We start from the raw sequence: 14404 nt of genomic DNA on the forward strand, positions 1-14404 counted from the left end.
CATAATAAATTTATTCAATCCTAACCAAGGCATAAAATACACAAAAATACTTAAATATTATTTTTTATAATCCCTATGAAATAAATATGGCTAATATAAAATTATTTGAAGCGAATAAATATCCATTAGCCAATGGAATGAGGCTAATAGAAGCTAGTGCTGGAACAGGTAAAACATTTTCTCTTTCTCATCTTGTATTAAGGTTATTGGCTGAAAGAGAATATTCTATAAATGAGATACTAGTCGTTAGTTTTACAGAAGCGACAGCATCAGAAATAAAAGCAAGAATTATTGAAAGATTAATTTTAGCATTAAAAATAATTGAATCAATAAATACAAATCTGAAACCATATAAAATTGACAACGTATTAAATGAATGGGTGAAATTAAATATAACATCTAAAAAACGTGCTTTATATATATCTTCGTTACTCTTAGAGGCATTAGAGAGAATTGAAACTGCTGATATTACAACAATTCATGGATTTTGTAGTAAGTCAATTCGTAGAGAGGCTATTGAAAATGGAAATAGTTTAAACCCAACGATTGAAAAAGATTCAAAATCACTAATAATTGAAATTGTAGAAGAATATTGGAAAAAAGAAATATTAGGAATAGAAATTTCTGAATTAAAAGGGATTTTTAAAACTAATTTCAATCGTAAGAATTTAATAGAAGTTCTTAATGCATTGGATAATGATCCAAATAATACTTTCATAAAAACATTTAATGACTTAAAAATAGAAGAAAGTCTTTCAAATCAGTTAAATAATTATATTGATTCATTGTGGATAGAATTTACTACTCTATGGAAAGAAAAGGGCAGGGAGCTTGAAGATAGATTCATACAGATTGCTGAGGATTTAAAGTCTCAAGGTATTACAGATACAAAGCCATACTCATTCAAGCCTAGAAAAAATCGTTATGATCTTTTAAATGGCTGGATTGAAGGGTATGAAAAGACAAAGCGGCCATCATATGAGGATATTCAAAGTCAAAGCCTTATAAATAAATATTTTCATCCTAAAAATATTTACCAATTAGAGAGAAAGTATAAAATTGATTTTTGTTCAAAAGAAATTAAATCTATTCTTGATATTATAGGAGATTTATATGATAGTCCAGCCGAATTAGTTTGGGAACATGCTTTGTTGTGGACTAAGAGAGAGCTTGAAAAAAGAAAATCAAAAAAGGGGTTGATAAATTATTCAGATCTACTTAAATTATTAGATCCTAAAAATTTAAATAGCAATGAAACTAAAGATGAAGTTAATACAATTAATATCTATAAAAACTTAAAACATAGATACAAAGTAGCCTTAATCGATGAGTTCCAAGATACTGATCCAGTCCAGTTAAGATTACTAATAGAAGCCTTTGGCAATAGATCATCACATCTATTACTAATGATTGGAGATCCAAAACAAGCAATCTACAGTTTCAGAGGTGGAAGCTTAAATACATATATGAAAGCCAGAGAAACTTGTGATCAAATTCATTTAATGAATGCTAATTATAGAAGTACAAAACCTTTAATTCTAATACTAAATAAATTATTTATTGATGGATTAAAAAGATCAAATCTATCAACTCAAGAACTTAATCCATGTTCACAAGAAGATCCACTAAACTTGAAAGGAATAAAAGAACCATTAAAGATAATAAACCTAATAGATAATCATAATATAGAAAACATACAAAGATTAAAATTAGAATCAAAAAGCAAAATAGAGGATAAAATCCCGAAAGTTATTGGATATTATTTGTTAGAGCTTTTAAGCAATAATCCCAAAGATTTAAACCCCTCAGATATTTGCATACTAGTCAATAGACACGATCAAGCTACAAGCATACATAGGTATTTATCAAAAATAAAGATTCCTGCACAACTCCTAAGTAATGAAAATATATTTACTAAAGAAGGTGCTCAAATCCTACAGTTTTTTATTAACTGTATTGTCAGTCCACATAATCAAGAAAAGCTCGCACTTCTAGCTTGTTCCGAGCTGATGCAATGGAAAAAGAAAAAACTGATTGAATCAAAAATTAATGGTGATTTTGATTCATTATCTTCGAAGTTCGATAAACTTGCAAAATTATTTCCTAAGATTGGATTATTAGGCTGTTTATCAAAATTTTTAGAAGGAAAATCAATAGCCGATCTTTCAAATAGGGGAACTTTGTTGAGTGATCTTTATCAAAGCTCTCAGTTAGTAGACGAACAGATTCATCGTCAGAAATTTAATGCTTTAAGAGCATCACAATGGCTTAGTAGTCAACGGTTCCAGTCATTCGAGTCAATACCTGAAGAATATCAACCTAATAGCGCCATTAGTAATAGCTCAGTAAATATAATTACAATCCACAAGAGTAAAGGACTTCAATTTAAAATAGTAATTTGTCCATATTTGTGGCAAAAACCTCCAGATAAAAAAAGTCATTTATGGAAAGACAATCAAAATCTATTGATTTCTAAAAAGTATAAATGGCATAAAAAATATATTACGTATCAAAATTTTATCAGAAAAGAATCATTAAATGAAGCAGAGCGGTTAGCTTACGTTGCTTTTACAAGAGCTAAAAAACAATTAATAGTTCTTTGGGCAAAGGCTGCTGGTCAAGAAGGGAACCCTCTTTCAGGATTTTTATTTGGATCTGAATCAATAAATCTAGATATAGAAAAGCATACAAGAGAAATGATGGAACAGTCATTCAAGGAAAGAGAACTAAAAGTTGATATTCAAGATATGAAAGCAGTTGAAACTAATAAAGTATGGACTCAAACTAAACGTGAAGTTAAATTTTCACTTGGAGAAATCCCTAACCATCAGTTTGAGAATAGTTGGGGAAGGTATAGTTTTTCAAAATGGATAACACAAAAAAATGAGGAATTGATTCTAAAAGACTTATCAGATGAATTAAATGAAGATCATACATTTAAAAATGAAATTGAAGATGACTCTCTACAAGAAATTGATCAAGTATTTAAAGATCAAGATCAAAGAAATAAAAGATTAGAAGCTAAGATATGGTCAGAAAGTCCTATTAGTAATTTCCCTCGAGGACCTATAGCAGGAACTTGTCTTCATAAAATACTTGAAAGAGTAGATTTCAATGATATTGAAAATCAACTACAAATTTCAACTATAATAGAAGAAGAATTAAATATAGTTAATATAAGTAATTCATTTGTTGAACCAATTAAGATTTTATTAAAGAGAATTGCAAATATCCCTTTAGGAGGTCCTTTAGGTAAATTTAAAATGAAAAATTTAAATTCTAAAAGCTCTCTCAAAGAATTAAAATTTGATATTCCAATTTGTCATGAAACTAATCCCCTTAATACTCACACATTATCATCAATATTTAGAGAAGATGTTCAAAATAAATATGGCTCAGACTATATCAATAAATTGATGAATCTAAATATATATAGCAGCGGGTTCCTAACCGGATCCATAGACCAAGTTTTTGCAGAAAACTCAAATCATGAAACTGCTAAATGGTGGGTTTTAGATTGGAAAAGTAACTGGATAGGCACTCCGCGATCAAAAGGGGATGGCTTTTCTTGTGGTCCCTCAAATTATTCAATTTCCAGAATGGATGAAGAAATGTGCCATCACCACTATCCACTACAAGCCCATATTTATTTACTTGCTTTACATAGATTTTTAAATTGGAGGCTCCCCGATTATTCACCTCAAAAACATCTTGGAGGTTACATTTATGTGTTTCTGAGAGGACTCCCAGATAATGAAGATTTAGAAGAAAGAAATTTCACTAAAAGTACTCCAGGCTTAATCGTCGAAGCGGCTCCCATTGAAAGAATTAAGAAATTAGATCTATTATTTAAAGGACAACATAAATGAAAGTATCCCTGAAAAATAAATTTTCAACTGATTTAAATAAAGCATTATTAGCTACTCTAATTCGCTATTTCCCGCCTGTTGAGTTTGATGAGGCTTTAACTGATGTCGTAAATGTATTAATGGATGGATTTTCAAGAGGTGATGTTTATATAAACATGAAAGAAATCCCTAAACGTCTTGAACTTAAATACTCAGGTTGGCCCAGCTGTCATGTGGAAGCTTTGTTAAAGAGTGGCTGGACTAAAGGAGATAACTCTCCGATAGTATTGAGAGGGGATTTAATAAGTTGGCGTCGAACACATAATGAGATAGTTGAGACCATTAATAAAATACTCGTAAGGAATCAACCTATTAATAATCTTTCTAAGGAATTACCTGATCGAATTTATGCTAAGAATCTAGAGCATCTAAATATTCAACAAATAGAAGCTGTTAACCTTGTACAAAGTCAACAAATCATCTTATTAAGTGGAGGCCCAGGCACAGGTAAAACTAGTACCATCCTTCAAATGCTTTTACAAGCACTCACAAGAAATCCGACTCTTAATATTGCATTGGCTGCTCCAACAGGGAAAGCCGCAAAGAAACTAAAAGACACTATTCAGGCGGGTATTGAAGATTTTGAAGATCCTATAAAAAATAGGCTTTCAAATATTCCTTCTAAAACATTACATAAATGGTTAGAGGCAGGACCAAATGGGTTCAGGAGAAACTCTCGACGTCTATTAAATTTAGATCTAATAGTCATAGACGAGATGTCAATGGTTGACTTGTCAACCATTAATGGAATACTCGATGCATTAACAAAGTCCTGTCAAATAATTTTAGTAGGTGATCCTGACCAATTATTACCAATAGGAAGTGGTGGCATATGGAGAATCTTGCAAGAGAAAGAAACAAAAACAAACTTTCAATCAAACTCGGTCAAACTTACAAAGTCATACCGAAACAAAGGAGATATTGCTTTATTAAGAAATACACTAAAAGGTGAAGGAGTAGATGCCTTTTGGCACCTGCTTTCAATGAAAGAAGATTCATCAAATACAAGTCAGTACCTTTCATCCCTAAAAAGTATTCCAGATCCCGTAGCAAGGACTCTTTTCAACCATAAAAGGAAACTTAAGAAGCTAACAGCTAATTGTATTAATTATATTCCTAATGAAGCATGGCAATCAAGCATGATTGAGGTAGAACAATCAGTTGAGATACTAAAACTATTTAAATTTATGGATAATCTTCTCATACTTTGTCCGCAAAGATATGGCCCCTGGGGTGTCAAAAGAATCCACGAGTTCCTGTTAGGGAAAAGATTTGAGAAGGACTTACACAATTGGGAGGAGGGAACACCAATCATGGCAAAAAGTAATCAACCAGAAATAGGTATAGCTAATGGAGACGTAGGGATAATTATAGGCAATGGTATGAAAAGACGTTTTTTATTTAATGTTTTTTCTGAGGAACAAAGACTAGCAACTCGATTAATAAACCCTTCAAGATTAAAAAGCTATGATGCAGCATATGCAATGACAATTCATAAAGCACAGGGGAGTGAGGCTGATCAAGTCCTTTTACTTTGGCCAGACACCTCAAAAGTTTCAAAAGAAAATAGTCTCAAAAATTTTTATTCTGATGATTATGAAAAACGAATGCTTTATACAGCAATAACTAGAGCAAAAAAACAATTACTTGTAATAACTAATAAAGAAGAAAACTTTTAAAGATGTGATCAACTTATTCCTAAAAGGATTTTTAAGATGATAAAATTAAAATTACAATCCCTTTAACAAGGCGAGTCAGCAAAGCACGGTTATATACCGATCGGAAGTTGTCTGCCTAATTTGAAGGACAAAAAGGCAACCATTATTAGATGACGACTAAAAATCTACATGAGGATTCCTCATGTCCAGTAGATCAAGATGTTCTTGAAGAGTCTAGTGAGGTGATATTAGATGAAAGCGAACAAAATCAAGAAAATGGATTTTCTTCGTTCAATTTTAGTGAGGAACTAGTTCAAACACTTGCAGAGAAAGGCTACTCATCGCCAACCCCAATTCAAAAAGCTGCTATTCCTGAATTACTTCTAGGTAGAGATTTAGTTGGGCAAGCTCAAACCGGCACAGGGAAAACAGCTGCTTTTGCTTTGCCAATTCTAGAAAGACTGAAAAAAAACGTTAAACATCCACAAGTTTTAGTTTTAGCTCCAACTCGTGAGTTGGCGATGCAGGTGGCCGAATCATTTCGCTCCTACGCTGCTGGTCACCCTCATTTAAAAGTACTTGCAATATATGGAGGCTCAGATTTCCGAAATCAAATTAACACCCTTAAAAGAGGAGTTGATGTGGTCGTAGGGACACCTGGGCGAGTCATGGATCATATGCGCCAAGGGACACTAAATACAAGTCATCTGGGTTGCTTAGTTTTGGACGAAGCCGATGAAATGTTAAGGATGGGTTTCATTGATGATGTTGAGTGGATTTTAGAACAATTGCCTGATGAGAGACAACTAGTTTTATTCTCCGCGACAATGCCAACTGAGATAAGAAGATTATCAAAAAAATATTTAAATAGTCCTGCGGAAATAACAATAAAAGCAACTGAATTGAGAGAAAGGCTTATCAGGCAAAGATATATAACTGTTCAAAATGTTTATAAAGTAAATGCACTTCAGAGAGTACTTGAAGCTGTATCTGAAGAAGGTGTAATAATATTTGCTAGGACTAAGGCTATTACTATTATCGTAGCCGAAAAATTAGAATCATATGGATATAACGTAGCTATTTTAAATGGAGATATCCCTCAAAATCAAAGAGAACGAACTGTTGAAAGATTAAGACAAGGTTCTATAAATATTTTAGTTGCAACAGATGTGGCGGCCAGAGGTCTGGATGTTGATCGAATAGGTTTAGTGATTAATTATGATATGCCATTTGATCGCGAAGCATATGTTCATAGAATTGGTAGGACTGGTCGAGCTGGAAGGAATGGTGAGGCAATTCTTTTTGTTAATCCAAGAGAAAGATCATTTTTAAGTAATCTTGAAAGAGCTGTAGGTCAACCAATTGAGAGAATGGATATTCCAGACAATGAACTTATTAACAGTAACCGAATTAAAAAACTTCAAGCAAAATTAGTAAAAGCCGCTTCAACAGAGAGAGATAACCCAGAAGAAATCAACATTTTACAAGAGTTAATAGACAATGTTGAAAAAGAGCTAGATATAGATCCAAAAGATTTAACACTTGCTGCATTAAATTTAGCAGTTGGTTTTAATGCACTCCTTGAGAAAGGAAATGAGGATTGGATCAAGCAATCAGCTCAAAGGAATACAAGAAATGATCGAAGAGATAATAAATACAAGCAACGCCGAAGAGGTGATTTTGATAACAACAGACTTGAGGATGAAATGGACAGATTCAGGGTTGAAGTTGGGCACCGAGATAGAGTTAAGCCTGGAAATTTAGTTGGGGCAATTGCTAACGAAGCAGGTCTAAAGGGGAGGTCGATAGGCAGAATAAGAATATTTGAGACTTACAGCCTTGTAGATTTGCCAAAGCAAATGCCAGATAATATTTTTCAGGCATTAAAAAAAGTCAAAGTAATGAATCGAGAATTACAAATTAATAGAGCTGACTAATCGAAAAAACGATAAATAAAATGCTAAATAAATTATTATTCAGCAGTATGATCATATTCTGTATTTTAGATATGAGTATCACCTTAAAAGCTAAGGAAAAAATAATTAGTACTAAAAATAGACTTATCAATAAAATCTGTATCGCAACATTAAAATCAAAACTGGACATGAAGAATAAGCAAAATTTAAAAGAAATTAGTAATTTTACATGTAAATGTTTTTTTGAAAAATATAATTCTGGATATTCGCTAAAAAGCTCTCGTATTTATTGTAGAGATAAAGCTTCTGAGAAATATAATCTCTAAAAAAATAACACACTAAATAAAATGTATAAATCAATTTCAAACAAAAAGAAAAAACCATTGGCCAGACTTTTAAGTAATCTTAGGGGTCAAAAGCGTCTAATTTATTCAGCTATTATATGCTCAACATTAAATAAATTTTTAGATCTTGCACCACCTGTATTAATTGGTATATCTGTTGATGTAGTCGTAAGAAAAGAAAGTTCTTGGCTTGGTTCACTTGGATTAAGTACCGTCTCAGAGCAATTAATTGCACTTGCAATAATTTCATTTTTGATCTGGACAGCTGAATCATTCTTTGAATATTTATATGGATTAATGTGGAGAAATTTGGCTCAGCGAACACAGCACTATTTAAGAATAAAGGCATATGACCATTTACAAAAACTAGAGATGACATTTTTCGAATCAGATAATACAGGAAGGCTTATGACTGTGCTTAATGACGACATCAATCAACTTGAAAGATTCCTAGATGAGGGAGCTAATAAAATAATTCAATTAATAATTACTGTTATTATTGTTGGAGGGGCAATGATTTTATTGGCTCCTGGAATTGCATTGCTTGCCTTCATCCCTATTCCATTTATTCTATGGGGGTCTATTAATTTTCAAACAAACCTAGCCCCTCGTTACCGAGAAGTCAGAGAAAAAGCTGGAGATCTTGCCTCAAGACTTAATAATAATCTCAGTGGAATGCTTACAATTAAAAGTTTTGCTACTGAGGATTGGGAACTTGAGAGGCTAAGAATCGATAGCAATTTATATCAAGAAAGCAATAGAAAAGCGATTAAGTTCTCAGCCGCATTTATCCCCTTAATAAGATTTGCAATCTTATTCGCATTCCTTGCAATATTAATTGCTGGAGGCTTCCAAGCATGGAAAGGACTAATGCCTGTTGGAACTTATAGTTTTTTAGTATTTATAACTCAAAGATTGTTATGGCCCTTAACGACATTAGGGCATATTTTGGATGATTATCAACGATCAATGGCATCAACAAATAGAGTTTTAGATTTAATAGATACTCCAATTAAAATTAAAACTGGGAAAATAAAATTAGATCCTAAGAGTGTTCAAGGTGCAATAACATTTAAAGATGTTGATTTTACATATGAAGGCCGTTCTAAAGTGATCCAAAAATTTAATTTAGATATTATACCTGGCAAAAAAATAGGTATTGTAGGTGCGACCGGATCTGGTAAAAGTACTCTTGTAAAACTGTTATTAAGGCTATACGAAATCAGTAAAGGTTCAATAGAAATTGATGGAAACTCAATTGAATCATTAGATTTAAAAAGTCTAAGACGATGTGTTGCATTAGTAAGCCAGGAAACATATTTATTCCAAGGCACAATTGAGGAAAATATTTCATATGGATCACATATTTTTGATAAGTCAGAAATCAAAAATGCTGCAGATATTGCAGAAGCAACTGAATTTATTAATCAACTACCCCAGGGGCTAAACACAATAGTAGGAGAAAGAGGACAAAAATTATCTGGTGGACAAAGGCAAAGGATTGCCATAGCAAGGGCAATATTAAAAAAAGCACCGATACTTATTTTGGATGAGGCAACAGCATCTGTTGACAATGACACTGAAGCTGCGATTCAAAGGTCTTTAAAAAAGATAACAAATAATTGTACTTCAATTGTTATTGCACATCGTCTAAGCACAGTAATAGATGCTGACGAAATTATCGTCTTAGATAAAGGTAAAATTATTGAGAAAGGAACACATTATTCTCTTTTAAAAAATAAAGATTTTTATTACTATCTTTGGAAAATCCAAGCTGGTGAAAATAATACTTAAATTAGATAAAAAGAGTAAAAGAAGTAATTACTCTTTTAAAAGTATCTTTCATTTTTGGCCAGCGTTGTTCATTCGTACTAGCAGCAAGTGTATATAAATAGCCTCTATCCACAACGACAGTTGCAATTTCATGCCTACTTTTTTCTTCAAAATCTATAAAGTATTCAAGATCATAAAATTTATGATTATTGACTTCTCTCTCTGAAGCTTCGATCAACTTAATAGGATTGTTCATATCTTTTTCACCAAAGAGTCTTTCACCTACTGCATCAGCCCCACCCAAATCATCTAAGTCAACTTCATTTTCCAATTTTGAAATTACAAGACTAAGAGTTTCATCCGAATTAATGAGATCATGGTAAACAACCTCTGGGCCATTATCGACAGCCACTCTTGTCCAACCTGTTGGGAAAAGAAAACCATACTGTCCATTTTGACTTTTGAATGGTTCCAATCCAGACGCTCCCCCTGTAGAGCATGCTCCCAGTGTCAAAACTAGCGCTATTGCCAAAAGGGCTTTTAAAGATGTTCGAAAAAATTTGTTCATTTTGGAGGGCTCACCTTCAATATTTTGCTACGTTTCCAATTTAACTGACGGTAATCTTCTTTAAATTAGTGCAACCAAGATAAAACTCTGACTAAATTCAAGTTAATTGCTTCTGAACTCTGAGCGGCTTCACAAAACCATTATCAAAATTAATTGATCAATTTGAGCAATTGCCGGGTATAGGTCCCAGAACTGCTCAAAGATTAGCTTTGCATCTTTTGCGTCAACCAGAGGAAAAAATTAGACTTTTTTCTGAAGCCTTGGTTAATGCCAAGAGTCAGGTAGGTCAATGTAAGACGTGTTTTCATTTAACGGCAGGAGAGCAATGTGAAATTTGTTTAAATAAACAAAGAAATCAAGATCTCATATGCGTTGTGGCCGAGTCAAAAGATTTGCTTGCTCTTGAGCGAACTCGCGAGTACAAAGGGCTTTATCATGTAATTGGTGGCCTAATTTCTCCGATGGATGGTATTGGTCCAGAAATGCTTGAAATATCAAGTCTTATAAAAAGAGTAGATAAAGAAAGCATCAAAGAAGTAATACTTGCCTTAACACCAAGTATTGAGGGGGACACTACCAGTCTTTATGTTGGAAGATTATTAAAACCCTTCACAAAAGTCACTCGTATTGCCTATGGACTTCCTGTTGGAAGTGAGTTGGAATATGCCGACGAAGTAACACTTTCGCGTGCTTTAGAAGGACGTAGAGATCTAGATTAACCATCAAAGAAAAATGACCACAACCACAAGAAAAACAACTAAATATAGCAACATCATCCCAGAACAACGTTTACCTGATTGGATCAAGCCATCAATAGGTAATGCATCTCAACTAGAAAAAGTTCAGAAACTCGTAAAGGAAAACAAATTACATACAATCTGCGAGGAAGGTAGATGCCCGAACAGAGGGGAATGTTATGCCGCTGGCACGGCTACTTTTTTATTAGGCGGCTCGATCTGTACAAGAAGCTGTGCATTTTGCCAGGTAGAGAAAGGTAAGTCACCAGAGAAAGTAAATATTTTTGAAGCTGAAAAAGTAGCAAATGCTGTACACATATTAAATCTTAAATATGTAGTACTAACCGCAGTCGCTAGAGATGATTTACCTGATCACGGTGCAAGTCTATTCACGACAACAATGGATGCAATTAGATCATTGAACCCCACTGTCAAAATAGAGGTACTAACACCCGATTTCTGGGGTGGGAACAACAAGGACAATATACAAAAGCAAAAAGAGCGACTTAAGCTAGTTCTCTCTGCTAATCCTATTTGCTTCAACCATAATCTTGAAACTGTCAAGAGACTTCAAAGAGAAGTCAGGCGAGGAGCTACTTACGAACATTCGCTCAATCTTCTCAAATTTGCCAGAGAAATTGATCCAGAAATTCCTACAAAGTCGGGAATAATGCTTGGATTGGGAGAGAAATTTCATGAAATAATTCAAACTCTTAAAGACCTTAGAAAAGTTGACTGTCAATATCTGACTATCGGTCAATATTTACGACCTTCACTTGCTCATATTCCAGTCTCTCATTATTGGTCACCAACAAAGTTCAATGATTTTGCAGAAATAGCAAAAGAATTAGGTTTTAAAAAAGTAAACAGCGGTCCGTTAGTCAGAAGCAGTTACCATGCAAATAACACTTTGGATTAATCCATAAAAATCTGTAGCTACTCCGACCAACACCTATAACTTCTCTCAAAAACTGTCTCACAATTACCTACCATAAACGCGCCTGCACCTCCCCAAACAAGTCTTAGAGGTAAATCCAAAGGAGAAGATCCAACTTTACGGACAAGATTAAAACCACGACGACGAAAATAACGTTGCAAGATTTCATGTTGATTGTTTTCATCATAAATAGCCAATAACCTCGCACTTCGACATGGGGTCTCTTCTAAAGCCCAGGCCATAGTTGCCGCCCAGATTAAATCACCTACATAAGAGTTAACATTCCTACCAACCTTCATAGTGTCCAGCTGAAGTCCTTTAATATTTTGATATGCCCATCCTTTCATTTCACCTAGTAATTGAATTCTTTCATTACTGGTTATTTCGCCAACGACTAGCTTAAAAGACCAAAGACTAAGAGGTCTTCTAACTTGTATTCGCAGCAATAAACCTCTATCAGATGCTTCTTTTTCTAATAGAGTTAAATTAGGTTTAGTCATGAAGAGGGCCATATAGAATTCTCAGGTAGACGTTTCATTATTTCATCAATTTGTCGTTGTCTTTCTGCAAATCTAGCTCGATCGCTATCTGTAAATTTATCAACACAAGCATCACATTGTAATCCTTTAATATACGTTGATTTTTTCAAGTCCTCCGGAGAAATAGGCAATCCACAAGCATGACACATTCGGTGTGAACCTGGTAAAAGCTCATGATCTAGAGAAACACGTTGATCAAAAACAAAGCATTCACCATTCCATAAACTCTTTTCAGGAGTGACATCTTCTAAATATTTTAGTATTCCACCCTCAAGATGATTTACGTCGGGAAAGCCTTCTTCTATCAAATAAGAGGTGGCTTTTTCGCATCTAATTCCACCCGTACAATACATTCCTATTTTTATCGATGGATTCTCTTCAATTAGAGGTTTTAAATATTTTTGCACCCATGCAGGAAATTCACGAAATGAGCTGGTATGAGGATTTAGAGCACCTTGAAAATTTCCAATTTTTATCTCATACTCATTGCGAGTATCAATAACGACACTATCAGGATCTTCTAAAAAATCATTCCATTCATCAGCTTTTATATACTTACCAACAGATTTAGTAGGATTGATTTGTTTTAGCCCAATCGTGACGATTTCTTTTTTCTTGCGAGCCTTAAAGCGTCTAAATGCCTGTTTCCCAGTCCAACTATATTTAATATTGATATCCGAAACATTTAAAAGTTTCTTTAATGTCTCAATGAATTGAACAATCGCATCCTCATTTCCACAAACCGTACCGTTAACACCCTCAGAGGCCAATAAGATTGTCCCTTTTATTTCTTCACTCGATGCTAAATTTGTTAATTCTTCTTTGATTAATAAAATTTCTTGATCAAGAATCGATATAAAGTTGTAAAACGCAGCCACTTTATATTTTAATTTCTTGAGGCTATTCTCTTTTTTCATACTTAATTATTTTCAAGAAAAGTTAGCCGTGATCCCAGCATCAGCCAAAAGCTTGCGGTCTGCCTCTACCTCCGGATTGCTAGTAGTAAGAAGTGTATCTCCATAAAAAATAGAATCAGCTCCAGATTGTAGACATAAAATCTGAGCTTCCCTACCTAGCTGCTGTCTTCCTGCACTAAGTCTTATTCGACTTTTAGGCATAATGATTCTTGCCGTAGCTACCATCCTAACCATCTCTAATGGATCAATAGAAGATAAATCCTCCATAGGTGTACCCTCTACGGCAACCAAAGCATTTATGGGAACACTCTCAGGATGAGGATCTAAAGTTGCCAAAACTTTAAGTAAAGATGCTCTATCGGAAACAGATTCTCCCATACCAATAATTCCACCACAGCACACTGTAATTCCAGCCATTCGTATTCTTTTCAAGGTTTCAAGTCGATCTTGGTATGTTCTTGTTGAAATGATATTGGAATAATGTTCAGGACTAGTATCTAAATTATGGTTGTAGGCTGTTAAACCTGCATCTGCCAACCTAGAGGCTTGAGAATCACTAATCATCCCAGCAGTAACACAGGCCTCGAGGCCAAGTTCTCTAACACCTCTTACCATTTCAAGCATTGAATCAAATGCGCTCCCATCTTTGATCTCACGCCAGGCCCAACCCATACAAAATCTATCTGCTCCTGCATCTTTAGCAGCTCTTGCTTTGTCAAGAACTGACTTAACTTGAAGTGAAGGGACAGGTTGAACTCTTGTTTCGTTGTGAACGGATTGAGGACAATATGAGCAATCTTCTGAGCATCCTCCTGTCTTTACACTAAGCAGAGAAGCAAGTTGGACTTTATAACCTGGATTATAAGATCTGTGAACTATTTGAGCTCTCCACAACAAGTCCATTAGTGGCAATTCATGTATCTCTTTGACCTCTTCTAAAGACCAATCATGCCTAATATCACCTCCTTTTATTGAATTAAAATCTAAAAATAAGTCATCTTTAATATCGAATTTATCAGATTCTTGAATATTAGGATTAATAAGAGTCATAAAAGAATTTAAATATAAAAAAATATAATTCCTATTTAGTTTTAGCTAATAATCTAT

At 33.9% G+C, this 14404-nt stretch carries 10 protein-coding genes; 6 read left to right on the top strand and 4 right to left on the bottom strand.

Annotated features, from left to right (window positions below; translation table 11 throughout):
* Positions 1 to 86: 86 nt before the first annotated feature.
* The 4 genes from AC6EI2_RS03990 to AC6EI2_RS04005 all read left to right on the top strand — a co-directional run bounded on the left by AC6EI2_RS03990 (position 87) and on the right by AC6EI2_RS04005 (position 9620).
* Positions 87 to 3869, top strand: coding sequence for a UvrD-helicase domain-containing protein (locus AC6EI2_RS03990; RefSeq protein ID WP_498463111.1), 3783 nt, complete (start codon positions 87 to 89; stop codon positions 3867 to 3869).
* Positions 3866 to 5587 carry an AAA family ATPase gene (locus AC6EI2_RS03995; RefSeq protein WP_498463112.1) on the top strand — a complete coding sequence of 574 codons (1722 nt, stop codon included), beginning with the start codon at positions 3866 to 3868 and terminating at the stop codon, positions 5585 to 5587. Before AC6EI2_RS03990 ends, AC6EI2_RS03995 begins: the two co-directional genes overlap by 4 nt.
* A 149-nt stretch (positions 5588 to 5736) precedes the next feature.
* A complete protein-coding gene (locus tag AC6EI2_RS04000; RefSeq protein WP_498463113.1) occupies positions 5737 to 7503 on the top strand; it encodes a DEAD/DEAH box helicase in 1767 nt (588 codons plus the stop codon).
* 326 nt (positions 7504 to 7829) lie between these two features.
* Entirely contained in the window at positions 7830 to 9620 is a 1791-nt protein-coding gene (locus AC6EI2_RS04005; RefSeq protein WP_498463114.1) for an ABC transporter ATP-binding protein, read from the top strand.
* 1 nt (position 9621) lies between these two features.
* Here AC6EI2_RS04005 and psbP read toward each other — a convergent pair whose 3' ends face one another.
* Positions 9622 to 10167 (bottom strand): photosystem II reaction center PsbP, encoded by a 546-nt coding sequence (gene psbP, locus AC6EI2_RS04010; protein ID WP_498463115.1) that lies wholly within the window; start codon positions 10165 to 10167, stop codon positions 9622 to 9624.
* Between the two features lie 119 nt (positions 10168 to 10286).
* Here psbP and recR point away from each other — a divergent pair, with 119 nt between their 5' ends.
* A complete protein-coding gene (recR, locus tag AC6EI2_RS04015) occupies positions 10287 to 10886 on the top strand; it encodes a recombination mediator RecR (RefSeq protein ID WP_498463454.1) in 600 nt (199 codons plus the stop codon).
* A gap of 13 nt (positions 10887 to 10899) precedes the next feature.
* Positions 10900 to 11823 carry a lipoyl synthase gene (lipA, locus tag AC6EI2_RS04020; RefSeq protein WP_498463116.1) on the top strand — a complete coding sequence of 308 codons (924 nt, stop codon included), beginning with the start codon at positions 10900 to 10902 and terminating at the stop codon, positions 11821 to 11823.
* Between the two features lie 17 nt (positions 11824 to 11840).
* Here lipA and AC6EI2_RS04025 read toward each other — a convergent pair whose 3' ends face one another.
* Genes AC6EI2_RS04025 through bioB form a run of 3 tightly spaced genes read right to left on the bottom strand, consistent with a single transcriptional unit; the run spans position 11841 to position 14347 of the window.
* Positions 11841 to 12341 (bottom strand): hypothetical protein, encoded by a 501-nt coding sequence (locus tag AC6EI2_RS04025; protein WP_498463117.1) that lies wholly within the window; start codon positions 12339 to 12341, stop codon positions 11841 to 11843.
* A complete protein-coding gene (gene trhO, locus AC6EI2_RS04030) occupies positions 12338 to 13297 on the bottom strand; it encodes an oxygen-dependent tRNA uridine(34) hydroxylase TrhO (protein ID WP_498463118.1) in 960 nt (319 codons plus the stop codon). Before trhO ends, AC6EI2_RS04025 begins: the two co-directional genes overlap by 4 nt.
* 12 nt (positions 13298 to 13309) lie before the next feature.
* Positions 13310 to 14347 carry a biotin synthase BioB gene (gene bioB, locus AC6EI2_RS04035; RefSeq protein ID WP_498463119.1) on the bottom strand — a complete coding sequence of 346 codons (1038 nt, stop codon included), beginning with the start codon at positions 14345 to 14347 and terminating at the stop codon, positions 13310 to 13312.
* Positions 14348 to 14404: the final 57 nt, after the last annotated feature.

Source organism: Prochlorococcus sp. MIT2302 (genome assembly GCF_059772385.1).